This window comes from Lacticaseibacillus parakribbianus (assembly GCF_025490915.1).
Lineage (GTDB): Bacteria > Bacillota > Bacilli > Lactobacillales > Lactobacillaceae > Lacticaseibacillus > Lacticaseibacillus parakribbianus.
The window spans coordinates 69,304-94,098 of sequence record NZ_JANQBA010000001.1 but is presented as its reverse complement, the minus strand read 5'-3'; the positions used below and the strand labels follow the sequence as shown (position 1 = coordinate 94,098).

Annotated in this window: 25 protein-coding genes; 4 read left to right on the top strand and 21 right to left on the bottom strand. The window is 63.0% G+C overall.

The window, feature by feature from the left end; all coding sequences use genetic code 11:
- Positions 1 to 17: 17 nt before the first annotated feature.
- Together NUH19_RS00465 and NUH19_RS00460 are read right to left on the bottom strand one after the other, a co-directional pair.
- Positions 18 to 803, bottom strand: a complete 786-nt coding sequence (locus NUH19_RS00465; RefSeq protein ID WP_262314593.1) for a DUF1129 domain-containing protein — start codon at positions 801 to 803, stop codon at positions 18 to 20.
- Positions 781 to 1,143, bottom strand: coding sequence for a PadR family transcriptional regulator (locus NUH19_RS00460; protein ID WP_262314592.1), 363 nt, complete (start codon positions 1,141 to 1,143; stop codon positions 781 to 783). The genes NUH19_RS00465 and NUH19_RS00460 overlap by 23 nt, the downstream gene beginning before the upstream one ends.
- Positions 1,144 to 1,875: 732 nt before the next feature.
- Here NUH19_RS00460 and NUH19_RS00455 point away from each other — a divergent pair.
- Positions 1,876 to 3,522 (top strand): hypothetical protein, encoded by a 1,647-nt coding sequence (locus NUH19_RS00455; RefSeq protein ID WP_262314591.1) that lies wholly within the window; start codon positions 1,876 to 1,878, stop codon positions 3,520 to 3,522.
- Between the two features lie 191 nt (positions 3,523 to 3,713).
- On the opposite strand, the gene NUH19_RS00450 is transcribed toward NUH19_RS00455, so the two are convergent.
- From NUH19_RS00450 to NUH19_RS00425, 6 genes are all read right to left on the bottom strand, one after another.
- A complete protein-coding gene (locus NUH19_RS00450) occupies positions 3,714 to 5,135 on the bottom strand; it encodes a S41 family peptidase (RefSeq protein ID WP_262314590.1) in 1,422 nt (473 codons plus the stop codon).
- Positions 5,122 to 5,367, bottom strand: coding sequence for a YozE family protein (locus NUH19_RS00445; RefSeq protein WP_262314589.1), 246 nt, complete (start codon positions 5,365 to 5,367; stop codon positions 5,122 to 5,124). Before NUH19_RS00445 ends, NUH19_RS00450 begins: the two co-directional genes overlap by 14 nt.
- An 8-nt stretch (positions 5,368 to 5,375) precedes the next feature.
- Positions 5,376 to 5,894, bottom strand: coding sequence for a peptide-methionine (S)-S-oxide reductase MsrA (msrA, locus tag NUH19_RS00440; RefSeq protein WP_262314588.1), 519 nt, complete (start codon positions 5,892 to 5,894; stop codon positions 5,376 to 5,378).
- Positions 5,895 to 6,313: 419 nt separating this feature from the next.
- Positions 6,314 to 6,976 (bottom strand): YpmS family protein, encoded by a 663-nt coding sequence (locus NUH19_RS00435; RefSeq protein WP_262314587.1) that lies wholly within the window; start codon positions 6,974 to 6,976, stop codon positions 6,314 to 6,316.
- Entirely contained in the window at positions 6,976 to 7,818 is an 843-nt protein-coding gene (locus NUH19_RS00430) for an SGNH/GDSL hydrolase family protein (RefSeq protein ID WP_262314586.1), read from the bottom strand. The genes NUH19_RS00435 and NUH19_RS00430 overlap by 1 nt, the downstream gene beginning before the upstream one ends.
- 103 nt (positions 7,819 to 7,921) lie before the next feature.
- Positions 7,922 to 8,764: a DegV family protein gene (locus NUH19_RS00425; RefSeq protein ID WP_262314585.1), complete on the bottom strand. Its 843-nt coding sequence runs from the start codon at positions 8,762 to 8,764 to the stop codon at positions 7,922 to 7,924.
- Between the two features lie 160 nt (positions 8,765 to 8,924).
- Here NUH19_RS00425 and trhA point away from each other — a divergent pair, with 160 nt between their 5' ends.
- Positions 8,925 to 9,566: a PAQR family membrane homeostasis protein TrhA gene (gene trhA, locus NUH19_RS00420; RefSeq protein ID WP_262314584.1), complete on the top strand. Its 642-nt coding sequence runs from the start codon at positions 8,925 to 8,927 to the stop codon at positions 9,564 to 9,566.
- Positions 9,567 to 9,645: 79 nt separating this feature from the next.
- Here the strand turns inward: trhA and NUH19_RS00415 are convergent, their stop codons facing one another.
- The 4 genes from NUH19_RS00415 to NUH19_RS00400 all read right to left on the bottom strand — a co-directional run bounded on the left by NUH19_RS00415 (position 9,646) and on the right by NUH19_RS00400 (position 13,973).
- Positions 9,646 to 10,140, bottom strand: a complete 495-nt coding sequence (locus NUH19_RS00415) for a dihydrofolate reductase (protein WP_262314583.1) — start codon at positions 10,138 to 10,140, stop codon at positions 9,646 to 9,648.
- Between the two features lie 14 nt (positions 10,141 to 10,154).
- Positions 10,155 to 11,105 (bottom strand): thymidylate synthase, encoded by a 951-nt coding sequence (locus NUH19_RS00410; RefSeq protein ID WP_262314582.1) that lies wholly within the window; start codon positions 11,103 to 11,105, stop codon positions 10,155 to 10,157.
- A 5-nt stretch (positions 11,106 to 11,110) separates the two neighbouring features.
- Positions 11,111 to 13,003: an ABC-F family ATP-binding cassette domain-containing protein gene (locus NUH19_RS00405; RefSeq protein WP_262314581.1), complete on the bottom strand. Its 1,893-nt coding sequence runs from the start codon at positions 13,001 to 13,003 to the stop codon at positions 11,111 to 11,113.
- Between the two features lie 91 nt (positions 13,004 to 13,094).
- Positions 13,095 to 13,973, bottom strand: a complete 879-nt coding sequence (locus tag NUH19_RS00400; protein WP_262314580.1) for a YitT family protein — start codon at positions 13,971 to 13,973, stop codon at positions 13,095 to 13,097.
- A gap of 83 nt (positions 13,974 to 14,056) precedes the next feature.
- On the opposite strand from NUH19_RS00400, the gene NUH19_RS00395 reads away from it, so the two are divergent.
- Entirely contained in the window at positions 14,057 to 15,235 is a 1,179-nt protein-coding gene (locus NUH19_RS00395; protein ID WP_262314579.1) for a CCA tRNA nucleotidyltransferase, read from the top strand.
- Positions 15,236 to 15,367: 132 nt separating this feature from the next.
- Here the strand turns inward: NUH19_RS00395 and NUH19_RS00390 are convergent, their stop codons facing one another.
- From NUH19_RS00390 to NUH19_RS00355, 8 genes are all read right to left on the bottom strand, one after another.
- Positions 15,368 to 16,633, bottom strand: a complete 1,266-nt coding sequence (locus NUH19_RS00390; protein WP_262314578.1) for a tetratricopeptide repeat protein — start codon at positions 16,631 to 16,633, stop codon at positions 15,368 to 15,370.
- Between the two features lie 87 nt (positions 16,634 to 16,720).
- Positions 16,721 to 16,996 (bottom strand): HU family DNA-binding protein, encoded by a 276-nt coding sequence (locus NUH19_RS00385; protein WP_225047286.1) that lies wholly within the window; start codon positions 16,994 to 16,996, stop codon positions 16,721 to 16,723.
- Between the two features lie 224 nt (positions 16,997 to 17,220).
- Positions 17,221 to 18,531 (bottom strand): ribosome biogenesis GTPase Der, encoded by a 1,311-nt coding sequence (gene der, locus NUH19_RS00380; protein ID WP_262314577.1) that lies wholly within the window; start codon positions 18,529 to 18,531, stop codon positions 17,221 to 17,223.
- A gap of 154 nt (positions 18,532 to 18,685) precedes the next feature.
- Complete coding sequence (gene rpsA, locus NUH19_RS00375; protein ID WP_262314576.1) at positions 18,686 to 19,963, bottom strand: 30S ribosomal protein S1; 1,278 nt, start codon at positions 19,961 to 19,963, stop codon at positions 18,686 to 18,688.
- A 70-nt stretch (positions 19,964 to 20,033) separates the two neighbouring features.
- Positions 20,034 to 20,708, bottom strand: coding sequence for a (d)CMP kinase (cmk, locus tag NUH19_RS00370; RefSeq protein ID WP_262314575.1), 675 nt, complete (start codon positions 20,706 to 20,708; stop codon positions 20,034 to 20,036).
- Positions 20,709 to 20,770: 62 nt separating this feature from the next.
- Positions 20,771 to 21,385 carry a LysM peptidoglycan-binding domain-containing protein gene (locus NUH19_RS00365; RefSeq protein ID WP_262314574.1) on the bottom strand — a complete coding sequence of 205 codons (615 nt, stop codon included), beginning with the start codon at positions 21,383 to 21,385 and terminating at the stop codon, positions 20,771 to 20,773.
- A 52-nt stretch (positions 21,386 to 21,437) separates the two neighbouring features.
- Positions 21,438 to 22,853 (bottom strand): RecQ family ATP-dependent DNA helicase, encoded by a 1,416-nt coding sequence (locus tag NUH19_RS00360; protein ID WP_262314573.1) that lies wholly within the window; start codon positions 22,851 to 22,853, stop codon positions 21,438 to 21,440.
- Entirely contained in the window at positions 22,846 to 23,829 is a 984-nt protein-coding gene (locus NUH19_RS00355) for a YpbB family protein (protein WP_262314572.1), read from the bottom strand. Before NUH19_RS00355 ends, NUH19_RS00360 begins: the two co-directional genes overlap by 8 nt.
- A 30-nt stretch (positions 23,830 to 23,859) precedes the next feature.
- Between NUH19_RS00355 and NUH19_RS00350 the strand changes: the two genes are divergently transcribed.
- The gene (locus NUH19_RS00350) at positions 23,860 to 24,096 is read left to right on the top strand and encodes a ferredoxin (protein ID WP_262314571.1); all 237 of its coding nucleotides are present in this window, start codon (positions 23,860 to 23,862) and stop codon (positions 24,094 to 24,096) included.
- 64 nt (positions 24,097 to 24,160) lie between these two features.
- Here NUH19_RS00350 and NUH19_RS00345 read toward each other — a convergent pair whose 3' ends face one another.
- On the bottom strand, positions 24,161 to 24,751 hold the full coding sequence (locus tag NUH19_RS00345) for an ECF transporter S component (RefSeq protein WP_262314570.1): 591 nt from the start codon (positions 24,749 to 24,751) through the stop codon (positions 24,161 to 24,163).
- Positions 24,752 to 24,795: the final 44 nt, after the last annotated feature.

The following is a 24,795-nucleotide window of genomic DNA, read 5'->3' as shown; positions in this document are numbered from 1 at the left end:
GTCGCCTAGGCGCCGCGCTACTTATCAGCGTAAACCCTGCCCTGCTGGGCGACGATTATCGCCACGCCCAAGCCGCCCAGAACCACCAGCGCGACCAGCGCACCCCACCAAGGCAGCGCCTGGCCCAACAGCCACCAGGTCGCCGGGCCGGCGACCAGCCAGAGGCCAAGCCACGCGCCGCCAAGCCTTGGCCAAAACCTGGCGATCACGGCGTTGGCCAAGAACATCACCAGGGCGAAGCCGAGAACCGCCCACCGCACGCTGGCAAAGCTGAGACTTGGCAGCGGCACCAGCACCAGGGCCGCGATGGCGCCCAGGTACAGCAGCACCCCACCGCACACGCGCCACTGGGTCGCGCGGCGCAGGTGGTTGAAGCCCAGGCCGCGAAACAGCCCGGCCACCGTGATGAACACCACCGGCAGCACCAGCAGCTGAACCGTGTCCCGCAGGTCGAGGCGCGACCCCAACGCGCGACCCAGCAGCGCCGAGGCCAGCACCAACAGCCCCAACGCGTTGACCAAAGGCCACAGCCGCAGCAGCCACTGCACCGGCGGCGCCGCCGGCAGCTCGGCCAAAATCGCGTCGGCCGCGGCCTGTGGATCGGCGCTGAAGTGGTCCTTGGCGCTGATGCCGGCCGCCTCCGCCTCCTGCATGTCGGCCAGCAGGTCGGCCGCGGTGTCCTCGATTGCCGCGCTGTCTTTGGTCCAGCGACTGCGCAGGTAGTTCAACAGCGTCTCCGCGTACATGCGGTTGAGTCCGTGCAGTTGCTGCAGCCGCTGATCATTGGCCCGAAATTGTGTCATCATGCCCCTCCTTGTCGTGCGTCGCCACCAACTTGCCCATCGCCGTCTTCAGCTGGCGCCACTGCGGCAAAAAGGCACGCAGCTGGGCCGCCCCGTGCGGCGTCAGTTGATAGTACTTGCGGTCCGGCCCCGTCGTCGAGGCGTGCCGCACCGCGTGAATCAGGCCGTTGCGCTGCAGCTTCAGGAGCAGCGGGTAAACGGTCCCCTCGGGAATCTTGCCGAACCCCGCGTCCGTCAGCTGCTCGAGCAGCGCGTAGCCGTACGTCTCACCCTGCGCGATGATCATCAGGATCGCGTTTTCCAGCGTTCCCTTGAGCAGCTGGCTTGAAATCTTAACCATGGCGATCCCCCTTTACCTTGCAAGGCAAAGTATACCCGCAGCTTGGTACTTTGTAAAGCAAAGTATGCGGCCATCATCGGCACCAACCCGCAAAAAAACGCACCAAATCCGGCGCGGGGAAGCCCGTACCGGACCTGATGCGTTGGGTGGTGCCGCCGGCCAATCGCCGGCGGCCGGACCGCGGCCTGCGCCGCCTGCCGGGCGTCGGCCCACGGTGGGCGAAACGCCAGGCTTGCGGTACAGGCGGGCGGTCGGGTCAACCACAACTGACCGGATACTGCCGGTGGTGCAAGGACGCGGCCTGTTGCCAGCACACACCACCCGGAACCGCCGGGCGACTTGCGGTGTGAGCGTGCTGGCCGGTGCGCGTGCCGGCCGTCTCTTGCGTCCGCAGCTGGCTCCGAGGAGTAGGACGCAAGGCGTGCGGCGACCGGGTCGAGAATCCGCTACCCTTAATGATTCCCGTCGGCGACTCGGCGGGTTCCGCTAATTCCATCAATGGAAGGGCTGGTGAAGCCTGGTCTGGGTGAGGCGACGTGGCGCTTGCCACCGGATCGTCTGCCGAAGTCCGCGGATTGCATCGACAACGCGTTTGCCGAACCACGGACCTGATGTCCATCTGAGGCTATCGTAACAGCTGCCAATTTGACCGTCAATTATTATGCTCGGCCGAGCAGATTTAGTTACAGATTGGGCATCAGCCGGTAAACTGAGACTCAGGAGGTGACCAACATGACAGAACCACCCTTGCTGACACTTGAGGGGCAGCTGATCCACGGCTACCAGGGAGCGCTCTTGCAACCGGACCTGACACCGCGCCGAGGCGATTGGCTGCTGCTGAACATCGACGCGCTGATACTGCGCGATCAAAGCCGCGTGACCTTTCCCCCGGAACCGCTCTACGTCGCGTTCAGCCTGGCCAAGGCGCCGGCCGGGTTGATGTGGGGGGCGGGTGATCGCGTGACCATCACCGGACGCATCGCCCGGTGGTCGCTGCCGACGCCAGGCGCCTTGCCCCAGGTGGCCCAGCTCAACCGCAAGGCCGCTCGGCTGATTGTCCAAAGAATCGACTCAACCATCCGCCACCTCGCGCCGCATGCGCCGCTCAGGCCGGCACTGAGCAAGTTGAGCGCCGACCTGCAACGCGACACGCTGGCCCTGGCGCAGCTGCCGGCCAGGCTCGCCGCCGCAGCGCGGGGCCACACCCCGGCCTTGAGTCGGCTGATCGCCCAGACGACCAAAATCCTGCGCGACGCGGCCAGCGCCGCCGACCGCCTCCTGACGCCTTGCGTCGTAATGCCGCAGCTGATCCGCGCAACCCGGGTGGACATCCTGCACGACGGGCCAGTCGCCTTCGGTCGGGTACTTGACCGCACGACGCTGACCGACCCGGCGGTGCAGCACCGGCTGTTTGCCGAATTTTTGGCCACGGCCACGGCGCTTCAGGACGCCAGGCGGTTGCCGGTTTTGCAGCTGCCGGTGACCAGGTGGCCAAAGCCCCCGACTGCCGGGGCCGGCCGCCGCGAACCGGTTGCCCGACGCCTTGGGCTTAGCCCCGCGGCAACCAGTGGCGGCCCGGCGATCGCCACCCGGGCGCCGCTTCCCACCAAGGCCGCGACGCTTACGCCCACCGACCCCGAGGCCGCGGTGCTGCACCCCACGCTGGAGCTGACGCTGGGATTGCCGCGACAGCTGCCGCTTTTGGCGGCCGACGGCACGGTACGGCTCACCCCAGTGGTGATGGCGCGAGTCGCGTGGGTGATCGAAGACGCTGCGGAGGCCGACGGCGGCGCCACCGTCAGCTTTCTCACCCGCGGTGCGGCCGTTGCCCTGCGGTTTGACGCCGGGTTCGCCGGCCTGACTGCCCACTACCGAGACACCTTGACCGTCACCGGCTCGCTTGACCAGGCGCAAAACCTGGATGCCGCCGCAGCCTCGACGCTTGAGCGGCGGCGCAAGCGCGTCTTGGCGGCGCTTGCCGCCACCCTGAAGGCCTGGCACGATACGACCCGCCGCGGGGATTGGGCACGTTTTGCCGCCTTGATCGCCCGGCTGCAAGCCGGGCGGCTGACCGCCGACGCCTTCTTTCGCCAGCAGGCGCGGCTGGTTGCACCGCCTGAGGCCGCCGGGTTTGCCACCTGCGAGGCGGCCGAGCGACAGCTTTGGCACGACTGGCAGGCCGCGCGACTGGCGGCGACCAGCCGGGTACTCGTCTTGCGAGACCTGACCGAAGCCGCGGTGAGCGACAGCGTGTTCATGGTCCCCGGCCGCCCAATCGACCGCACCCGCCTCGCGGACCCCCAGTACCGCGCCGAATTATTCCGCCAGTGGCAGGCGGAGGCGCGGCGGCTGAGCCAACGGCGGCGGCCCCACGCGTGAGGCCCGGCCGCGCCGCAGCCGGCGATTGGCACGAGGCGGCCGGGTTCCGGCGAAGTCGCCGACCGAAGACGCGGCACCGGCCAGGGTCCGCGACCGGCGACCCAGGTGCGGTGGTGCCGACTTTCCCGACCCCAAACGCCTGGCCGGACACCAAAAAGGTTCGCAGCGTTGGCCGCGAACCTTCTTTGGCGTTACTCCTTGCCGGCGGCCTTGATCGCCGTGTCCAGCATCGGGTCTTCGCCTTGGTACTTGGTGGCGAGCTTGGTCATCATGGCCGAAATCGTCTTGGTGTCGGCGGTGCCGGTGACGGCCAGCTTGTTGGCCGTCTGGAAGGCCTTGACCGCGGCCGCCGTGGTCGGGCCGTAGTAGCCGTTTTGACTCTTGGGGTCAAAACCTAGGGTCTTCAAGATCTGCTGCAGGGACTTGACGTCACCCTTTTGGTCGCCGACCTGCAGCTTGGTGGCCGAGATCATGCTGATCTTAGCGTAGGCCGGGTAATCGACCTTGATCGTCGGCTTCAGGCCCTTGTGGTGAATCCAGCTGCCATTGGGGGTCAGCCACTTGGCGATGGTCAGCTTGAGCTCGGCGCTGCTGCTCATCTGCGCCACGTTTTGGACCGTCCCCTTGCCGAAGCTCTTGACGCCGACCAAGGGCCCGCGGTTGTTTTGGTTCAGGGCCGCGGCCAAGATTTCGCTGGCGGAGGCGGAGTTGCCGTCGATCACGACGGCCAGCGGCTCGGTCACCTTGAAGCCCTTGTCGTAAGCCTTGTTGGCCTTGTAGACCTCGGTTTTGCCGGTGCGAGGCTTGACCTGAACGATGGTCTGACCGTCCTTCAGGCACATGGAGGCAATCTGAAGCGCCGCATCCAGCATGCCCCCGGGATTTTCGCGCAGGTCCAGGACAAAGCGGGTCGCGCCTTCCTTGCGCAGCGCCTTCACCGCCTTTTTGAACTGGGCGGCGGTCGGCTCCGAGAAGGTCGCCATCGTGATCACGCCGACTTGCTTGTTGGTCTTGGCCAAAGCGTAGGTCACCGTGTCGGTGGTGATTTTCGCGCGGGTCATCGTGAAGGTCAAATCCTTGCCGTCGCGCCGGACCACGACCTTGACCTTGGTGCCGATCTTGCCGCGAATCTTCGCGACGGCCTGGGTGACGTCGAGCTTTTCGACCGACTTGCCGTTGACCGAGATCAGCTGGTCGCCGACCTTCAGCCCCGCCTTTTTGGCCGGGGTGTCGGCCAGGATGCTTTCGATGGTCAGCTTGTTATCGCCTTGCTGAACGGTCGCGCCGATGCCGCCGAAGCTGGCGGAAATCGTGCTGTCGAGGTCGGTTTTGTCGCTGTTTTGCAGGTAAACCGAGTACGGGTCATCGAGGCTTGACAGCATGCCGTTGATCGCGCCGTTGGCCAGCTTGGTCGCGCTGACGTCTTGGTAGTAGTTGTTTTGAACCGTCGCGTAGGTCGCGAGCACCTTGTTGAAGCCGGCCGGCAGGGTCGCCTGGGTCGGGTTGGCCGAGTCGACGGTGCCGCGGGTCGCGTAACCCACGGCGGCGCCGCCGACCAGGGTCACGCTCATCCCCACCGCCATCAGCCATACCGGCACTTTAATTTTTGCCATGCTTGCCTCCTACGTGTTCGTGCGTCTGGTACATCGCGTAAGCGTCGTCGAAGACGCTCATCGCCGGCAGATAGTTGCCGTTGAGCTCCAGGTAGTTGGACAGTGCCTCGAAGTCGTCCTCCTGCTTTGGGAAGGCCTGATCGAGAAAGGCGTTTTGCGCGAAGTTGGCGATTTCGCCGTGGTCGTTGGGATTTCTCAGCGTCATCAGGTACTGGTAAAAAGATTGTCGCATGCGCTCTCCTATTCCTGCCAGTGGGCCTTGGTGAAGGCCGCGCGTTGGGCGTGTTCGGCAGCGTAGCGCCGCGGGTTACGCGCGTAAAACTGCTGGTGTTCGGGCTCCGCGGCGTAAAACGGTCCGGCGTCTTCGATCGTCGTGACGATGGGGTCGCTGAACCGGCCGCTGGCCGCAAGCGCCGCCTTGGACGCCGTGGCGATGGCGCGTTGTTCGGCGTCAGCGACGTAAATCACCGGCCGGTAATTGTCGCCGCGGTCTTGGAACTGCCCCATCGCGTCGGTCGGGTCGGTTTGCTGCCAGTAGATGTCGACCAGCTGGGCGTAGCTGATCACGCTCGGATCGAATGTGATTTGGACCGCCTCGGTGTGGCCGGTTTGGTGGCTTTTCACCTGCTCGTAGCTCGGGTTGGCGACGGTGCCACCGGTGTAGCCGGAGACCACGTTTTCAATACCCGGCTGCGCCTCGAAGGGTTGCACCATGCACCAAAAGCAGCCACCGGCAAAAATTGCAGTTTCAAGAGACATAAAATCAGGTCCTTTCTGAAGAGGGTGGAACCGCGCGAACTTAGCGGGACGGCTAGCCTAGCCGTGGCGCGTGGGGCCGGCACTTGGCCCCGGGTGACGCGGCGTAGCTAGCCGCTCCCGCGTTGCGCGGCGTAACCCGTTTAGAGGGTGGAATGCGGCGGATGCGCGGGACGGGTAGCGTGGCGCCGGCGCTTGAAGCGGGTTATGCTTCGAGCGCCGGTGCAAGCTAGCCGCTCCCGCGTTGCCGCAGGTAACCCATTTAGAGGGTGGAACCGCGCGAACTTAGCGGGACGGGTAGCCTAGCTGTGGCGCGTGGGGCCTACACTTGGCCCCGGGTGACGCGGCGTAGCTGGCCGCTCCCGCGTTGCGCGGCGGTCACCCGTTTAGCGGCTGGCACCGCCCCATCCCCGTCGCCTGCCTCACTTGGTCGGCAGGTACACCGCCAAATCCAGCTCGTCGTTGGGCAGATCCAGCTTGGTCGCGCGAATTTGCATCCCGTTTTCCATGCTGAATTTGTTCAATTCTAACACAATGGTCTCCTTCTTGCTATTCAGGCTGACCCACTTGGGGAGCTTGAACGCGCGGCCGGCGTAGCCCATCACGTAGCTAATCGGCACCGGCAGACTGCCGACGTTCAGGCTTCTGGCCTTGAGCTCGACGTTGCCGTTGGCCTGCACCAGCGGGTCGAACAGCAGCGAGAACTTGATTTTTTGGCCGAAGAACTTGAACGTGCCGGCCAGCACCGCCTGGTCGGCGACGGTCAGGCTGTATTTGACCGGGCTGCCTTTTTGAAAATCATTCAGGTAGTAGCTGACGATTTTGTTGACCTGACGCTTGGTCAGGCTGACCGTCAGCGCCGGGTCCGTCGCCTTGAGCGGGGTCACCTTGCTGGCCGGCGTCTCGTAAGGCGTCGCGACCTTGACGGCAAACCAGATGCCGGAGCCGACGATCAGGCCGATTAAGGTCAAGGCGACCAGCTGCCACCAGTTGAACTTGCCGCGCGGGGCCTTGGGTGCCCGGGGTGCCTTGACCTTCGGCTGCAACGGCTTTTTGCTGCGTTGACTGCGTGTTTTTGTTTCCATTAATTAGCCCACCATTTCTTTGTTGCCTGCATCTTCGCCCACAACTGCGACGTCATCTTCGCGTAACCCGCGTTGTTGGGGTGGAAGTGATCCTGGGTGAAAATCAGCGGGTTGGCGCTGCCGCTCAGGGCCTGCTTCAGGCTGCTTTTGGCCGCCTTGGTCGCCGTGGTGCCACCCTTGCTCAAGACGCTGTCGATGTCGACGTAATACGCGCCGTCAAGCGCCGCTAGCGTCTGTTGGGTCGCCTTGTTCCAAGTGGTGACGGAATCGGTCATCGCCGTCAGCTTGGGGAAGTAGACGTAAAACGGGTTGTAGATGCCAAAGACGTAAATCGGCGCCGTGTCGTTCAGGCCGCGCATCGTGGTGACCAGCTTCTTCAGGCGCTTTTGAAAGGCCGCGTTGCCCTGGGCGACGTCTTTGGCGCTCATGTCCAGAAAATGCGCCTGCAGCACGTGCATCAGGTCGTTGCCGCCGACGGTGACCGTCAACACATCGGCGGCCTTGATCGCCTGCTGCAGCTTGGGCTGCTTGTCGATACGCGCCTGAATCTGGCTGGAGGTGTCGCCGGTCACGCCGTAGTTTTGGGTGGTGACGGCGTAATCGCCGGTCGCCTGCAGGTCGGTTTTGATCAGCGCGACGTAGCCCCCCGCGTCGGTTTCGTCGCCGACCCCGTGGGTCAGCGAATCCCCGACCGCCGTCAGCTCAAGCTTCTTGACGGCGGTGGTCTGGCCGGCCAGCGTCACCTTGTGCGGCCGCGGCCCGAACAGCTGCCAGCCACCGAAGGCCAGCACCGCCACGGCGGCGACGAACAGCAGATTTTTGCCGAGGTTCTTCCAATTCACGGCGATCGTCCTTTCTCAGTCAATAGTAAAAGGCAGGGTCACCCCTGCCCCAATGCTTCTATTCTAATCCACGAAACCGATTTTGCCTAGGCAAGCACCCGGCTCAGTCCACGTAATACATGATGGCAAAGGCGCCGGCGCCGGTGTGGGTGGCGATCACCGGGTCGGTCGGCCGCAGCAGCAGCGGGACGTTCGGCAGCGCCGCCTCGATTTTGGCCGCGATGTCTTGGGCCAGCTCCAGGCCGCCGGCGTAGGAGATGCCGACCTCCTTGATGTTGGGAATCGTCCGCAGCTTGTCCACGAAGTCGTCGACGAAGCGGTGGATGGTCTTCATCCCCCGGCCTTTTTGCCGCGCGACCAGCTCGCCGCCGGTCACCTCAAGGATCACCTTGATGTTCAAAAGCGTCGACAGCATGCCGGACACCCGGCTGAGCCGGCCGCCCTTGACCAGGTTGTCGAGGTTGGACACGCCCATCATCAGCTTGGTGTGATCGCGCACCTCGGCCATCCGCGAGACGATGTCGGCAACCGATTGGCCGGCCTCAATCATCTTGGCCGCGGCGATCACCTGAAAGGCCATCGCGCGGTCGGTGAAGTCACAATCCACCACCGTCACCTTGCCGTGGCAGAGCTCGGCGGCCTGCCGCGCGGAGTTGACCGTGCCGGAGATCGCCTCGAGCATGTGAACGGCCAGCACCTCGGAGCCATCGGCGGTCAGCTTGTCGAAGACGTCTAAAAACGTGCCGATCGCCGGCTGCGAGGTCTTGGGCAGAGCCTGCGCCGCCGCCATCTTATCCATGAATTCAGCCCGGGTGATGGTCTCGCCGTCGATGTAGACGGTCGAGTCGATCATGATGGTCAAGGGGATGACGGTGATGTCGTACTGCTTGACTTCTTCGGGCGTCAGTTGAATCGAGGAATCGGTAACCAGTTTGATTTTGGACATGTCTCTGCCACGCTTTCTTAATAGGGTTCTTGACTCCACCAGTATAACAAAACCAGGCTTGCTTGTCAGTAACAGTTGACTTGGTTTTAAAAACTAGATGTCATTGTGTATCGTGTTTCCCCGTGGTATCATAAACTTGTTAAGGAAGGGAGTCTGTCAGATGCAACTCAACGCCAAGCCCCGCTCGCGCTACTACACATTCAACAATGAGATGATGAGTGCCGTCACCCACGCCTTCGCGCTGGGACTTTCGGTGGTCGGTACCGTCGCCTTGGCCTTTCGCGCCACGACGCCGCTGCGCCTCGCCACGTTTTTGGGTTTCGGCCTGGCGCTGATCGTGCTGTACACCGCCTCGACGATGTTTCACGGCCTGTACTTCACCAAGGCACGCAAGGTCCTGCAGGTGATCGACCACTCCGGCGTCTTCATCCTGATCGCCGGGTCGTACCTGCCCTACTGCCTGGTGGCGATCGGCGGCGGCCTGGGCATCGGCCTGTTGCTTGCCATCTGGGCCCTGTGCCTCGGCGGCATTTTGTACAAGGTCTTTTGGCTGGGCAAGCTGAAGTGGGCCGAAACCGCCATCTACGTGGTGCTCGGCTGGCTGTGCCTGATCGGCATGGCGCCTTTGTGGCAACACCTCGGCCCGGTCGGTTTCTGGCTGCTGGTGGCCGGCGGCGTCGCCTACACGTTCGGCGCGGTGCTCTACTCGCAAAAGCAGATTCCCTACATCCACGTCATCTGGCACCTGTTCGTGATCCTCGGTAGCGCCTTGATGTATGCCTCGATTTACCTGTTCGTCTGACAACGCTGACCAACTCAAAAATGGTCCGACCCACAATTGTGGCTCGGACCATTTTTGATTGGGACCAGCTACATTGCCGTCACCGCGCCTGCCGCACCCAGGTCTCGAAGGTGTGGGTCAAGGCCGGATCGGCGTCAACCACCGTCCGGGCGGCGACGCGGGTGAAGGCGTCCCAGTCAAGCGGCGGCATCACCACGTCGCCCAGGAAATCGCCGGCCAGCCGCGTCACCCATAGCGTGTCGACCACGCCAGCGAAGGCGGCGAACACCTGGGCGCCACCGGTCACCACCAGGTTTTGCGCCGGGTTCGCCTTGGCCAGCGCCAGCACGGCGGCGACGTCTTGGCAGACCACGGCGCCGGTTGCCTGGAAGCCTTTTTGGCGGGTCATCACCACATTGGTGCGGCCGGGCAGCGGCCGCTTGGGCAGCGCCTCCCAGGTGCTGCGCCCCATCACGGTCAGCTGGCCCAGCGTCTGGGCTTTGAAAAAGGCCAAGTCGTCGGGCAAATGCCACGGCAGCCGCCCGTCTCGGCCGATCACGCCGTTGGCCGCCTGGGCCCAAAGGAATGCAATCATGTCGTCTCCTCCTGTCACACCGCCACCGGCGCCTTGATCGCCGGGTGCGGGTCGTAGCCGTCAAGGTGAATGTCGGCCAGCTCAAAGTCCTCAAGCGCGGTGCGGCCGCCGGTCAACGTCAGCGTCGGCTCCGGGTGCGGGGTCCGGGTCAGCTGGGTGCGAACCTGTTCGACGTGATTCGCGTAGATATGCGCGTCGCCGAAGGTGTGGACGAACTCGCCGGGAACAAGCCCGGTGACGGCCGCCACCATCGCCAAAAGCAGCGCGTAGCTGGCGATGTTGAACGGCACCCCGAGAAACAGATCGCCGGAGCGCTGGTACAGCTGCAGCGACAGCTTGCCGTCGTTGACGTAGAACTGGTACAGCGTGTGGCACGGCGGCAGCGCCATGTGCGGCACGTCCTCCGGGTTCCAGGCCGAGACAATTAGCCGGCGGGAATCCGGCGTGGTGCGAATCGCCTCCACCACCTGGGCCAGCTGGTCCAGCGTTTCGCCGGTGCTGGTCTGCCAGGCTCGCCACTGCCGCCCGTACACCGGGCCGAGCTCACCGTACTTGGCGGCAAAATCGGCATCCGCCAAAATCCGCGCGGTGAAGGCCGCCATCTCCGCCTGGTACTGCGCGGCAAAATCGGCATCCAATAGCCGGCGTCGGCCGAAGTCGGTCATATCCGCGCCGCGGTAGTCCGGGCTCTGCACGAACCGCGCGAAGGCCCACTCGTCCCAGATGTGGTTGTGGTGGGCCAGCAGGTAGGCGATGTTGGTGTCGCCGTGCAAGAACCACAGCAGCTCGCTTTTGATCAAGCCAAAGGGCACGCGCTTGGTGGTCACAAGCGGAAAGCCCGCACTGAGGTCGAACCGCAGCTGGGCCCCAAAGACGCTGTAGGTCCCGGTGCCGGTGCGGTCTTCCTTGTAGTGGCCGTGGGTCAAAACATGGTCAAGCAAGTTGAGGTACGGCGTTTCGAGCATGGCGATCAATCCTCCACGTAGTCGTCAAGTTCCGCGAAGCGGTCAAACATCTGGTCGAGCTTAGTGTTCAGGTCGTCAATTTTTTGCTGCAAGTCACCCAGCTTCAGGTAGTCATCCCCGGGGACCTGGGCCATCTCGGCCTTCAAGGCCGAGATTTGGTCGTCGGTCGCGTCCATCTTGGCCTGCAGCTGCTTGTGCTCGATCTGCTCGGCGTAGGTCAGCTTGGTCTTGACCTTCGGCGCCGCGGGTGCGACCGGCGCCGGCGCGGCCTTCTTGGCGGTGGGTGCGGCGGCCTTCTTGCCGGCGGCCTTCAGGTAGTCGGTGAACAGCCCGACGTGGCGGTCGATCTGGCCCTGCCCCTGGAAAATCAAAAGGTGGTCGGCCACCTTGTCCAGGAAGTAGCGGTCGTGCGACACCGTGATCACGGTGCCCGGGAACTGGTCGAGGTAGTCCTCAAGCACCGTCAAGGTCGCGACGTCCAAGTCGTTGGTCGGCTCGTCCAAGAGCAGCACGTTGGGCTGTTGCATCAGGATTTTGAGCAGGTACAGGCGCCGTTTCTCCCCGCCGGACAGGCGCGAGATCAGATTGCCATGCATGCTGCGGGGAAACAGGAACTGCTCGAGCAGCTGGGCGACGGCGATGCGCTCGCCGTTGTCGGTGACCAGCTCCTCACCGGCCTCTTGCAGGTACTCGAGCACCCGCAAGCTGCCGTCCAGCTCCACGCTCAGCTGCGTGTAGTAGCCCAAGCGGACGGTTTCGCCGAGCTCGCACACGCCCGAGTCCAGCGGGAGCTTGCCGGCAATCACGTTCAGCAGGCTGGACTTGCCGGCGCCGTTGAGCCCGGTGATGCCGATGCGCTGGCCCGGCTGCACTAGCCAGTCGAAGTGCGAGAGAATCCGGTGATCGCCGAGCACCAGGCTGGCGTCGTGCATCTCGATGACCTTTTTGCCAAGCCGGGTACTTGCGACCTTCATCGCCACGGTGCCCGCACTCGCCGGGCGGCCCTGCATGTCGTCTTTGAGGTCGTTGAAGCGGTTGATTCGCGCCTGCTGCTTGGTCGACCGCGCCTGGGCGCCGGCGTGCATCCACGCCAGCTCCTGGCGGTACAGCTGCTGTTGCTTGTGGGCCGCGGCGGTGTCCTTGACGGTTTGCTCGGCCTTTTGACCGACGTAGGCCTCGTAGTTGCCGGTGTACTTGTAAAGCTGGCCTGCGTCCAGCTCCCAGATGCTGTTGGCGACGCGATCCAGGAAGTAGCGATCGTGGGTCACGACCAGCAAGGCGCCCTTGTAGCGACTGAGGTAGGACTCCAGCCAGTCGATGGAGTCAAAGTCCAGGTGGTTGGTCGGCTCGTCGAGAATCAAGAGGTCCGGCGACTCGATCAAAACCTGCGCCAGGCCGACGCGCTTTTGCTGGCCGCCCGAGAGGCTGCCGATCACCTGGTCGAGGTCCGTGATGTGCAGCTGGCTCAAAATGGTCTTGATGTCGGTGTCGGTGTTCCAGGCGTCCAGCTGGGTCATCCGGGCGTCGGCCTTGGTGTAGGCCACCTGCGTCGCCTCATCCAGCGGTTGCTTGGTGTAGGCGGCCAAGGCCCGGTTGTACTGGCGCAAGGCGTCGAAAACCGGTGAGCTACCGCCGTAAACCGCGTCCATGATTTTTTTGGTGGGATCCAGCGCCGGCACCTGGGCCAGGTAGCTGATGTGGTAGGTCTTGGGCGTCACCACGTCACCCGAATCGAACGGGTCGACGCCGGCCAGGCCGTTGAGCAGCGTGGTCTTGCCGGTGCCGTTGACGCCGATCAGGCCGATGCGGTCGCCTTCATTGATCAAAAAATCCAAGTGGCGAAACAATTGCTTGTCGCCGTACGCCTTGCTGATGGCGTCTGCAGTCAGAGTTTGCATAGTATCCCCAATCTTCTTATTGCTTCCATCATAACATGGAATTCCCGCCGCGGCGAAAAACAGGCGGCGAGTCGCCTCACCGCCTGCTCGCTCAGCTCAAAAACAGCCGCCGCGGCTTCTTTTTGTAGGTGAAGCCCTCGCCCAGCGCCTCGTGAACGTCCAAAATCGTGACGAAAGCCTTGGCGTCAAGCCCCTCGATGATGCGCTTGACCGCCGCGATTTCCGTCGGGGCCACCACCGCGTAGACCACGCGCTTGGGGTCTCTGGCAAAGCCGCCTTCCGCGTTCAGGTAGGTCACGCCGCGCTCCAGCTGGTCCATAATCGCCGCGGCGATCGGCTCGGCTTGGTCGGACACGACCAAGACCCCCTTGGCCGCATACGCGCCTTCCAGCGTGAAGTCGACGATGCGCGAGAAGACGTAGCTGGCAAGCAGCGTGTACATCATCAGCTCCAGGTTCAGGTAGGTCAACGACAAGGTCAGCACCAGCACGTCGAAGGCCAAAAGCGTTTTGCCCATCGGAATGCCGGTTTGCTTCTCCAAAATCCGGGCGATCACATCCGAGCCGCCGGTGGTGCCGCCGACGCGGTAAATCAAGCCAGAACCGATGCCGCCAAACAGCCCGGCCAAGACCCCGGCGATGAACAGGTCGTGGTGGATGTTCAGGCCGACCGGCAACCGCTGCCAGATCCACAGCCACCCCGACAGCATGCCGGTGCCGTAAATCGTGTAGGCCAAGGCGCGTTTGCCCAGGTACTTGTAACCGATGAAGATCAGTGGAATGTTCAAGATGATGGTGGAATACGCCGGATCCAGGTGCCACCAGTAGCGAATCAGCAGCGTGATGCCGGTGATGCCGCCCTCCGCCAGGTGATTTTCGATGTTCACCGTCACCAGGCCGAACGCGTACAAGGCGCAGCCCAGGCCGATCAAAACCAGATCCAACAGTATCCGTCGCGTTGTTTTAGTCATCTCGCACCTCCGAGTCTCCCCTTATCTTACCAGATTTTCAGACTGTGGTAGAATAATGTCAGACTAATGGAAAAGGTGATTGCATGCAGATCGATTTGACCCACCCCGAGTTTCAGGCCGCGATTCCCTTGATGCAGCGGATCGAGGCCGCAGGCTACGAGGCCTACTTCGTCGGCGGCGCGGTTCGCGACGCGATGCTCGGGCTGCCGCCACACGACGTGGACATCGCAAGCTCCGCCTACCCCGCGGAGATCAAGCAGATTTTTCCCAAAACGGTGGACACCGGCATTCAGCACGGCACGGTGATGGTGCTGTCGCACGGCAAGGGCTACGAGGTCACGACCTTTCGCACCGAGTCCGGCTACCAGGACTTCCGCCGTCCGGATCACGTCACCTTCGTGCGGTCGCTTGAAGAAGACCTGCGCCGACGCGACTTCACGGTCAACGCGCTGGCGGTTCGCCACGACGGCACGGTGGTCGACCTATTCGATGGGCTGACCGATCTGCACGACCACGTCCTGCGAGCCGTCGGTAACCCGCACGAACGCTTTCACGAAGACGCGCTGCGCATGATGCGGGCCGTGCGGTTTCAAAGCCAGCTGGGGTTTGCGATCGAACCGGCGACCCTGGCCGCGATCACCGACAACGCCCCGCTCTTGGCGCATGTCTCCGTCGAACGCATCGCAAGCGAGTTCACCCGCCTGATGCTGGGCCTGGATCGCCAGGCCGGGCTGACCAACTTCATCGCCACCGGGCTCTTCGCCCACACACCGCTGTTGGCCGACCAGCGCCGGGGCCTCGAACAACTCGCCGCCTTGCCCACCACGCCGCTGGTCGACCCGGCGGTGGCCTGGACCCTAATCGCCCACCTGCTGCAGCTGCCGGTGCGGCGCCTGATGAAAGCCTGGAAGCAGGCCAACGCGCTGGCCGACCAGGTGGCCCGGGCCGCCGATCTTTTGGCGGCGCTGCCGAACCCGACGCCTTGGCAGCTTTACGCCGCCGGGGCCGACGCCGTGCCGGTGGCCGCTACCGCATGGGCCATGCTCAACCCCGCCGAGACGGCCGAATCGCCGACTCAGGCCTACGCCGCCTTGCCAATTCACGCCAAAGACGAGCTGGCCGTCACCGGCGCCGACCTGATGGCCGCCGGCTTCACCCCGGGACCGCGCCTGGGCCGGGTGCTTCACGCGCTGGAGCAGGCCGTGGTGGCCGGCGAGCTCGCCAACACCTCAGAGGCATTGATGACGGCCGCGCAAAAGTAGTCATTTGAGCTCTTATGAACATTAGTCTTACAACGAACGCATGAACAAGAACAGCCCTTCGCGCGACCTAAGTGGTGGCGTGAAGGGCTGTTCATCGTGCCTGCGGCCGGCCGCCGCAGCGCTTTGAGTTGCTTAGTCGCGGTCGGCCAGCTCGTCGAGTCGCGCCTGCATCGCGTCGTCGTCCGGCACCAGGGCCAGGTAGCGCGTCAGGGCGGCCTTGAGCTCCGGCAAGGCGCCGGTCGACTGGAAGAAGTCAATCAGCTCGCGCAAAAAGTCGGGCGAGTCCTGGAAGTTGCGGAAGGCCAACAGGAAGTTCTCCCGGGCCTTGGCCACGTTGTCGAGCCGGTCGTAGCTCTTGGCCAGGTTCCAGTAGATCTGCGGGTCGACCTCGTCGGTGGCGTCGATGGCCTCCAAAAAATCGATGTTGGCTTGATCGTCCCCTTTAGCCAGCAGCAGGTTGCTCCACTCGAGCATCACCGTTTGGTTCTCCGGATCAAGCGCCCGGGCCCGGGTCAGGTACTGCTCGGCTAGCGCCAGCGCCGACTCGCGCAGCGCCAGCCGGGCTCCGGTCAAGTATAGATCGGGATTGGTGTCGTCGACCAACAGACCGCGTTGCACCGTGTCCAGCGCCGCGTCCAGCTGGTTGGCTTGCGTCTGGGCCTGGGCCAGCGGCAAGTAGGCGTTGGCGAAGCTGGCATCCGCGTCGATCAGCCGCGACAGCGTGTCGATGGCGCGTTGCGGGGCCTTGAGCTCCAGGTACAGGGTGCCGAGCTGAAAGGCGCTGTTGGGATCCAAGGCGCTGGCCTCGACCTCCTCAAAGGCCGCGACCGCCTCCTCGTACTGGCCGAGGTTGGCCAAGGTGGCGGCGTAGCGGGTCTGGATGCTGACGCCGGCCAGCTCATCCACGCCTTGGCTCAACAGCTGCGCGTAGGCCGCGCTGGCCAGCGCGTCCTTGCCCCAGGCGAAGTACAGCTCCCCCAACGCGAAGGTCACCACCGGTTCATCCGGCACCAGCCGGGCGGCGGCCAGAAGCTTTTGCTCGCTGACCTCGTACAGGCCCTGGGTCTGGTACACATCGGCCAGGGCCAAAAGCGCCTGCGGATAGTCGTCGCTGGCCGGGTCGATCTGGCTGAGCAGGCTGATCGCGCGGTCTGGCTCGCCGTTGGCCACGGCGATGTCGGCCAGGGCCGTTTTGACGTCGCCGAGGTCCGGGTACTTGCCCATCAGCTCCTCGTACAGCCGCTGGGCCTGGCCCGTGAAACCCAGGGCGTAAAGCTCACCGGCGAGGTTGTATTTTTGCTCGTCGTCGTCGTGTTTGAGCACCTGCTGGAACAGCTCGCGACTCTTTGCGATGTCGCCGGCCTCCAGCGCGTCTAGCATTTGTTGCGAATATGTCATCGAATCCTCCATGAGAGCGTGTGCGTCCGGCAACAAAAAAAGGCCGAGTAAAAACTCGGCCCCTTATGCCCCAGTAGGTTCAAGAGACTACTTGACAGCGTCCTTGAGTGCCTTACCTGGCTTGAATGCAGGAACTTTCGATGCTGGGATCTCAATTTCTGCACCAGTTTGCGGGTTGCGGCCCTTGCGAGCAGCGCGTTCGCGAACTTCGAAGTTACCAAAGCCGATCAGTTGAACCTTGTCGCCCTTTGCCAGAGCGTCTTGAATGGAACTGAACACTGCATCAACAGCGGCAGTCGCATCCTTCTTGGTCAAGCCAGTCGTACCAGAAACGCTTTCGATCAATTCTGCTTTGTTTGCCATGATCTTTCACCTCCGTATTTATTTAGGCCGAAGCCCAAACGACCCATTCGGGGATTCCCCAAGAATGAGGAAACAATGATAAACCCGTATCACTATTTCAATCCTAAATTTATCACACAAACCCCGCCGTATCAACCTTTTTGGCTAAAATTTAGCGTTGAATCGCAACCCGTTGAAAAATTCGATTGAAAAGTTGCGACCGCGGCCAAACCCCGGCGCGACGCCTATTTGCGACTGCGAGCCAGCAAGTGAATCGGCGTCCCCTCGAAGTCGAAGGTCTTGCGGAGCTGATTGATGAGAAAACGCTCATAAGAGAAGTGCAGCAGGTCCGGATCGTTCACGAAAACCACGAAGGTAGGCGGTTTTACTGCCACTTGGGTCATGTAGTAGATTCTCAAGCGCTTGCCATTTATCGTCGGCGTCGGCGTGACCGCCAAGGCGTCCATCAACACGTCGTTGAGCACCGCGCTTTGGATGCGCCGGTTCTGGTTTTCAGAAACTGTCTCGATCATCGCTGGCAGGTTGCGAAGGCGCTGCTTGGTCTTGGCCGAGACGAACACGATCGGCGCGTAGTCCAGGTACTGGAATTCGGCGCGAATGTGGGCCTCGAACTCCTGAAGGGTGTGGTTATCCTTTTCCTTGAGCGTGTCCCACTTGTTGACCACGATGATCACGCCGCGGCCGGCCTCGTGGGCGTAGCCTGCGACCTTTTTGTCCTGCTCGCGAATGCCTTCCTCAGCGTTGAGCACGACCAAGACGACATCCGAGCGGTCGATCGCGCGAAGGGCCCGCATCACGGCGTACTTCTCCGTGCTTTCGTAGACCTTGCCGCGCTTGCGAATGCCGGCGGTGTCGATCATCGTGAACTCCTGGCCACCGTGTTCGAACTTGGTGTCGATCGCATCGCGCGTGGTGCCTTCGATGTCGGACACGATCACCCGCTCGGTGCCGAGAATCGCGTTGACTAGGCTGGACTTGCCGACGTTGGGCCGGCCGATGAACGAGAACTTGATGCTGTCGTCCTCGACGTCCGTCCCTTCGTCCGGGAACGCGGCGAACACCGCGTCCAGCGCATCACCCAGGCCGATGCCATGGGTCCCGGACAGCGGGTACGGCTCGCCGAACCCCAGCGAGTAGAAGTCGTAGATGTCGTTGCGGCGTTCCGGGTTGTCGACCTTGTTGACGGCCAGCACCACCGGCTTGTCCGCACGATACAGGATCTGGGCAACCTTCTCGTCGGCCTCGGTGACCCCGGCCTCGACGCTGGTCAAAAACAGAATCACGTCGGCCTCGTCGATGGCGACTTCGGCCTGCTGGGTGATCTGGGTCAAAAACGGCTGATCGCCCATGTCGATCCCACCGGTATCGATCAAGGCGAACTCCTTGCCCAGCCATTCCGCCTTGCCGTAAATCCGGTCGCGGGTGACCCCCGGAGTGTCTTCGACAATCGACACCCGTTCGCCGAGAATCCGGTTGAAGATGGTCGACTTGCCGACGTTCGGACGGCCGACGATGGCTAATGTTGGCAGTACCATTGCGTCACTTCCTTTCATGCGTGCAGGGCTCGTTGAACGAGCCAAGGCTTGCGTCTCCCACTGCACGCAGCGATCGGGAACGCGTTTTGAAAAAACTGCCAAGACACAACAACGAGGGCGTGACCGCCGTCACGCCCCCGCCAGAGGTCAAAGCTTAGTCTTTGTTGTTGAAGTCCTTGAGGGCGTCGCCAAGCAGATCGCTCATGGAGAAGCCGGAATCATCCTGCTGGTATTCAGCCGGGATGGCGGTGTGTTCTTCACGACGGTTGTTGCGACGAGGACGATCGCCGTTGCCGCGGTTGTTGTTACCACGGCTAGGACGCTCTTCGCTCATGCCTTCCGGACGCTCCTGCAGTGCCTTGATCGACAGGGCCAGACGGTGCTGCTCTGGGTCGACGGACAGAACCTTGACGTCAACAGATTGGCCTTCCTTGAGCACTTCGTTCGGCGTGCCGATGTGTTCGTGGGAAATCTGGGAGATGTGAACCAGGCCTTCAACGCCAGGGAACACTTCGACGAACGCACCGAAGGACGTCAGACGACGCACGGTCCCGGTGAGAACGGCGCCTTCTGGGACACGGTCTTCGATGTCATCCCAAGGCTGTGGCAGGGTTGCCTTGATGGACAGGGAGATGCGGTCGCGATCCGGGTCAACGGCAAGGACTTTGACCTTGACGTCTTGGCCGACCTTGAGCACGTCGCTTGGCTTGTCAACGTGGTCAAAGGCGATTTCGGACACGTGAACCAGACCGTCAACGCCGCCGAGGTCAACGAAGGCACCGAAGTTGGTCAGACGGGCAACCTTGCCCTCGACCACGTCGCCAGGCTGAATCTTCGCGAAGATTTCCTGACGGGCTTCCTTCTTGTTGGCTTCAACAATGGCACGGTGGGAAAGAATCAGACGGTTGTCGTTAGGCTCAACTTCAACAATCTTGAATTCCAGCGTCTGGCCCTTGTACTGGGACAGGTCTTCGACGAAGTGGTCGGCCACCATGGAGGCAGGCACGAAGCCACGCACCCCGGCGCTGACAACCAGGCCGCCCTTAACGACGGAGGAAACTGGCGCGGTGATGGTCTCGCCGGCTTCCTGCTTGGCCTGGATGTCCTTCCAGATCTTTTGTGCTTCAAGGCGCTTCTTGGAAAGCAGGTACTGCCCGTTCTCCTTGTCCTTGCCGATCGTGGAAATCACGACCAGGTCGATCTCGTCGCCGACTTTAGCAACTGCCCGAATGTCATCGACTGGCTGAGCAGATAATTCTTTCAGAGGAACGACACCTTCAACCCCGGTGCCCTCGATCCCAACGATCAGTTGCTTGTCCTCAACGGCTAATACTTCACCTTTTACGGTGTCCCCAATGTGGACGGTTTCGACCTCTTTCAAGGCGTCCGCCATCGTTTGGGCGTTCTCGTTTGCTGCAGTGTTTTCACTCATGCCAAAAAATCCTCCTATACGACTGTCATACAAAGTCTATTGTACCTAACACAGCCGGAAATTACCAACTTTATTTGCGTTGCTCGCGACGTTTTTCTGCGGCGAGTTTCAGGATCTCCGCCACCTCTTCGTCGATGGTCATCGCGCTGGAGTCGATTCGCACCGCGTCTGCGGCCTCGCGCAACGGGCTGATGGCCCGCGTGGAGTCCTTGCGGTCGCGCTCTTGAATTTCGCGTTCCAGCACGTCAAGCGGCGTGTCGATGCCTTTTTCAACGTTTTCCTTGTGGCGGCGCTTGGCGCGTTCCGCCACGCTGGCCACCATGAAAATCTTGAGTTCGGCGTGTGGCAACACCGTGGTCCCGATGTCGCGGCCATCCATCACGATGTCTTCGGACTCGGCGATCGCTCGCTGCCGCGCCACCATTTCGGTGCGAACCTGCGGCAGCGCTGACACCTGGCTGACGTTGTTGGTCGTGATCGGCTCGCGAATTGCCAGCGTCACGTCCTCTCCGTCCATGAAAACCAGCTGGCCGTCCGGCGTCGGCTTGAAGGTGATGGTCAGGTCCTTGAGGTGGGCCATGATCGCGGCCTCGTCGCCGTAATCAAGCCCCAGGCGCGTGGCCATCACCGTGGCCGTGCGGTACATCGCGCCGGTGTCACAGTAGATGAAGCCCAGCTTTGAGGCGACCAGCTTGGCGATGGTGCTTTTCCCGGAACCCGCAGGCCCGTCGATTGCAATTTGCATCTCACAATTCTCCCTTTCGTGCTTGGCACAAAAATTGAGCCGTTCCCGGCTCAACTTTTGGCTCACTTAACTTTGACCGACTGGCCCGGGACCAGCGTTCCCTGGCCGTTGAGCGCGTAGAACTCAGCCAGCGTCATGCCGTGGTTCTTGGCGATGCGGTAAGGGTTGTCCCCCGCCTGCACCGTGTAGCTCCCGGAAGCGGTGGTTGAGCTCGAGCTGGTCGCACTGCTGGTGCTGGTGCTTGCGGCCGAGCTAGAGCTTTCGGCGACGCTGCTGGCGCTTTGGCTTGAGCTTGCGGCAACACTGCTACTCGAGCTGGCCGGCTTGCTGCTGCTGGTGCTTGCCGGCTTGCTGCTGGCGCTTTTGCTCGAGCTGGCCTTTTTCTTAGTCTTCTGCTTGCTTGACGTGGTCGCCTTGGACGAGCTTTCCACGGTGATGTGCATCGAGTCGTTGCCCGAGCCCGATGAATTCTGTGAAATCGCGGAAATCGTGATCGGTACGATCACGAAGGCGGCGATCAAGATCCAAACCACGTAGGTCAATACCGTGGTGCCGTGGTGCTTTTGGCGCGTGGCGACACGCGACAGGTTGCCGTCGTCGTCGCGGTCGTCTTCGAACTTCTTAGCCCACGGTTTGGTTGGGTCGTTAGATTGTGGGTCTTCTTGTTTTTTGGGCATAACGATCCTCCTTACTCAGCTTTCACCATTGTAACATAGAAGGCCCCGGTGACTAAGGCTTGATTCTAAAGATATTGGCAAATATTTCCCGCCAGGCACTCGGCTGTGGCAAAGGCGATGCGCTCGGCGCCACCTGCTGCAGCACCGCAGGCGTCACGGGGCCGCAGCAAAGGGCGTGATGGGCCACGGCCGGGGCGTCAAAATGCGCGACCAGCGCCGCGCGGTGGCAGCCGGTGGTGGTCAAAAACGCGGCCATCGCCGCACTCGCCTGGCCCCGTTCGGTCAGCCGCGCCGCCAAGCGCTGCGTCACCGCCGCCTCGTCGAAGCCGGCCTTGATGTAGGCCAGAATCAGGCTGACCTGCGGATCGTCGAAATCCTGGTAGGCATCCGGGTGCTTGAAGACGGTGTGAATCACCCCGGCCTCCGGCAGACTGCCGGCGAACTGGGCGGCCCGGGCCAGATCCCCCGGCGCCACCAGCACGACGCTGACCGCCAGGCCCCCGTCGCGGCCGGCGCGACCGATGCCTTGTGAGTACGCCTCAAGCGACTCCGGCACGTGCGTGTACACCACCAGCCGCACGTCGTTCTTGTCGATACCCATGCCAAAGGCGCTGGTGGCGCAGATCACGCGCATGCGATCGCCCATGAACTGGTGTTGAATCAAGTCACGCTGCTCCGGGTTAAGCCCCGCGTGGTAGTACGCGGCCTTGACCCCGGCCGCCACCAAGGCGGCGCTTGTCGCCTCGGCCTGGGCCTTGCTGTCAAAATACACAATGGTCGGCCCGGCGACGGCCGCCACCAGCGCCAGCAGCCGCCGGCGCTTGGCGGTGGGGTCAGCCACCTGCTCGACGCCCAAAAAAACGTTGGGCCGATCGACCGACGCGACGGCCAAGACCGGGTCGCGCAGCCCAAGCCCCTGCACAATGTCTTGCTGAACGCGCCGCGGCGCCGTTGCGGTCAGCGCCATGGTGCTGGCCGGGCGAATCCGGGCGATGGCCCCACCGAGCTTGAGGTAAGCCGGGCGAAAATCCGGACCCCACGCCGAGATGCAGTGGGCCTCATCGACCACGAACAGCGCAACGCCAAGCGCCGCCACCTTCGCCAGCACCGCCGGTTTCAAAAGCGTCTCCGGCGCCATGAACACCACGTGGTACTCCCCTAAGTGGGCCAGCACCCAGGCGTGATCTTGGGGGCTCAGCCGGCTGGACAGGGCAACCACGCGCTTGTCGCCGGCGGCCTGCAGCCGCGCCACCTGATCGGCCATCAGCGCCAACAGCGGTGACACCACCACGACCAGCCCCGGGTTCAGCCGGCTGGGTAGCTGGTAGCACAGCGTCTTGCCGCTGCCGGTCGGGAGCACCCCCAGCACATCGCGATGCGCCAGGGCCGCCTCAACCACCGCCTGCTGGCCGGGGCGAAAGTCCGGATAGCCAAAAGTCTCTTGAAGCACCTCTCGCAACTCACGCATGGGACCACCTCCCTTGCAGCTGTAGAATCTGAAACAAGCGAACGTGGAAGAAATCGGCGCCGTCAACCGTCGCCAAAAGCCTTCGGTAATCCTGCTCGTGCGGCTGAGCCAAGGCGTCAAAGGCCGCGGCAAGCGCCGGTTCAAAGAGGCTCGCCGGCGGCCGCCAGCCCAGAATAGTCGCGCCGAGCAGGTGCTCGTTGACCGTGCTTTCGCGCAGCCGCAGCCGCGCCTGGATCTCGGGCCGCGCCACCCCGGCGGCGGCCAGCTCGCAGGCCGCCTGATTGCTGGCGCTCAGCAGGCTGTGCGACCCGCCCCAAAGCGCTTGAAGCGCCGGCCATTCGGGGTGCGACGCAAGCGCGGCCGCCAGTTGACCGAGGGCCTCGCACCACTCCAGGCTCGCCTGAAGCCCCACCACGGTGGCCCCGCCGACGAAGCCGTGGCCGATCAGGTGGTTGGCCAACCGATCGGCGGTCGCCTGAGGCAGCGCGGCAAAGGCCGCGGTCAGCTCGCCAATCACGCTGTCCCAGTCGCCGTGCCAATCCTGAAACCAGCGCCGCACCGCCTGCTGCGTGGCCCAGTCATCGGCTGCCGGACGGTAGCGCCGGTTGCCAAACCGGGCCTCGGACACCGCCTGCACCGCCAGCACCAGCCGCCGCCCGAAGCCCTCAAGGTCCCAGTCGGCGCGGTAATGCGCCGGCAGCGGCAGCTCGCGCTGGGCCGCCGTCTGCACTGCCGGTCGCGCCAGCACCAGCCCCGAATCGGTCTTTTGCAAGGCACCTTGGGCCAGCAGCCGGGCGACCGCGGCTTGAAAATCGGTCCGGGCCAGCGTAGGGTAGAGCTGAAGCCACTGCAGCTGGTCGTGCTGCAGCGCCGCAAACAGCACCGAGATGGTTTTCTTCCCGATTAGCAGCAGGTAAACCGCGGTCGGCCGCCGCGGCGTGGCCGAGAAGAATTGAATGATGAGCGCGTCTAGCATGGCGACCTCCCGAGAAAGTGAGACTTCAAGATGACATTATACTACGGAAAAGTGGATCAAAGCGCCTGCATCGCCTGCGGCCGCTGCCAGCTGCTGGCCCCCAGGCTGTTTAGCTATGACGCGGAGGGCATCGCCAGCTTGATTCCGGACCACAACGCCGGCACCCATGAGCTGACGGCCAGCGAGCAGATTGCCTTCAAGCTGGCCTACCGCGGCTGCCCGACCGGCGCCATCAAGCGAGCCAACACGCCTTGGCCGCACGACTGAACATTTCGCCCAACTGACGCAAAAACGCCGCGCAATTCTGCGCGGCGTTTGTCATGTCTGCGGTTTAGGACAAGTGCGGCGTCTGGCTGGCGCGGCGCTGCTTTTCAAGCCACGGCATCAGCGCCTTGGCCAAGGCGAAGAAGACGGCCGAAACCACCACGCCCTTGATCAGGTTGAACGGCACCACGCCGATCAGCACGTACTTGAGCGTCGACATCCCCAAACTGAAGTTCATCACCGCCAGGTACATCGGCATGATGACCAGCCAGTTCAGGACGCTCATGATGACGGTCAGGCTCAGGGTGCCGGCAACCAGGCCCCCAATCTGACGGCCGAGCGAGTTCTTGTTTTTCATCATCGCGACCACTGGCCACATGAAGCCGACGCTGGCGATGAAGGACGCGCCGTCGCCGACCAGGTTGATCACCCCGCCGCCGGTCAGCACATAGTGCAGCAAGCTGCGAACAAAGGCGGTCATCACGCCGCCGACCGGCCCGTACAGCAGGCCACCCAGCAGCACAGTCAGATCCGACAAGTCGAGCTTAAGGAACGGAAAGGCCGGCAGAATCGGGAACTCCAAAAACATCTGGAGCACGAACCCAACCGCGGCCAACAACGCAACGCCAACCAACCGGTGCAACTTGGAACTGGACATAAGAATTCCTCCAATGGTTGCTTCAGAGGAGCAAAAAGACCCAC

Excerpts from the sequence above, each read along its gene's own strand:
- NUH19_RS00385 (WP_225047286.1), bottom strand. The coding sequence starts at position 16,996 with ATGGCAAACAAAGCAGAATTGATCGAAAGCGTTTCTGGTACGACTGGC.
- NUH19_RS00415 (WP_262314583.1), bottom strand. The coding sequence starts at position 10,140 with ATGATTGCATTCCTTTGGGCCCAGGCGGCCAACGGCGTGATCGGCCGA.
- NUH19_RS00345 (WP_262314570.1), bottom strand. The coding sequence starts at position 24,751 with ATGTCCAGTTCCAAGTTGCACCGGTTGGTTGGCGTTGCGTTGTTGGCC.
- NUH19_RS00435 (WP_262314587.1), bottom strand. The coding sequence starts at position 6,976 with ATGGAAACAAAAACACGCAGTCAACGCAGCAAAAAGCCGTTGCAGCCG.
- NUH19_RS00425 (WP_262314585.1), bottom strand. The coding sequence starts at position 8,764 with ATGTCCAAAATCAAACTGGTTACCGATTCCTCGATTCAACTGACGCCC.
- NUH19_RS00410 (WP_262314582.1), bottom strand. The coding sequence starts at position 11,105 with ATGCTCGAAACGCCGTACCTCAACTTGCTTGACCATGTTTTGACCCAC.
- NUH19_RS00350 (WP_262314571.1), top strand. The coding sequence starts at position 23,860 with ATGACATTATACTACGGAAAAGTGGATCAAAGCGCCTGCATCGCCTGC.
- NUH19_RS00360 (WP_262314573.1), bottom strand. The coding sequence starts at position 22,853 with ATGCGTGAGTTGCGAGAGGTGCTTCAAGAGACTTTTGGCTATCCGGAC.
- NUH19_RS00445 (WP_262314589.1), bottom strand. The coding sequence starts at position 5,367 with ATGCGACAATCTTTTTACCAGTACCTGATGACGCTGAGAAATCCCAAC.
- NUH19_RS00450 (WP_262314590.1), bottom strand. The coding sequence starts at position 5,135 with ATGGCAAAAATTAAAGTGCCGGTATGGCTGATGGCGGTGGGGATGAGC.
- NUH19_RS00405 (WP_262314581.1), bottom strand. The coding sequence starts at position 13,003 with ATGCAAACTCTGACTGCAGACGCCATCAGCAAGGCGTACGGCGACAAG.
- NUH19_RS00355 (WP_262314572.1), bottom strand. The coding sequence starts at position 23,829 with ATGCTAGACGCGCTCATCATTCAATTCTTCTCGGCCACGCCGCGGCGG.
- trhA (WP_262314584.1), top strand. The coding sequence starts at position 8,925 with ATGCAACTCAACGCCAAGCCCCGCTCGCGCTACTACACATTCAACAAT.
- cmk (WP_262314575.1), bottom strand. The coding sequence starts at position 20,708 with ATGCAAATTGCAATCGACGGGCCTGCGGGTTCCGGGAAAAGCACCATC.
- NUH19_RS00455 (WP_262314591.1), top strand. The coding sequence starts at position 1,876 with ATGACAGAACCACCCTTGCTGACACTTGAGGGGCAGCTGATCCACGGC.
- NUH19_RS00395 (WP_262314579.1), top strand. The coding sequence starts at position 14,057 with ATGCAGATCGATTTGACCCACCCCGAGTTTCAGGCCGCGATTCCCTTG.
- msrA (WP_262314588.1), bottom strand. The coding sequence starts at position 5,894 with ATGTCTCTTGAAACTGCAATTTTTGCCGGTGGCTGCTTTTGGTGCATG.
- NUH19_RS00400 (WP_262314580.1), bottom strand. The coding sequence starts at position 13,973 with ATGACTAAAACAACGCGACGGATACTGTTGGATCTGGTTTTGATCGGC.
- NUH19_RS00460 (WP_262314592.1), bottom strand. The coding sequence starts at position 1,143 with ATGGTTAAGATTTCAAGCCAGCTGCTCAAGGGAACGCTGGAAAACGCG.
- NUH19_RS00365 (WP_262314574.1), bottom strand. The coding sequence starts at position 21,385 with ATGCCCAAAAAACAAGAAGACCCACAATCTAACGACCCAACCAAACCG.
- NUH19_RS00465 (WP_262314593.1), bottom strand. The coding sequence starts at position 803 with ATGACACAATTTCGGGCCAATGATCAGCGGCTGCAGCAACTGCACGGA.
- der (WP_262314577.1), bottom strand. The coding sequence starts at position 18,531 with ATGGTACTGCCAACATTAGCCATCGTCGGCCGTCCGAACGTCGGCAAG.
- NUH19_RS00390 (WP_262314578.1), bottom strand. The coding sequence starts at position 16,633 with ATGACATATTCGCAACAAATGCTAGACGCGCTGGAGGCCGGCGACATC.
- rpsA (WP_262314576.1), bottom strand. The coding sequence starts at position 19,963 with ATGAGTGAAAACACTGCAGCAAACGAGAACGCCCAAACGATGGCGGAC.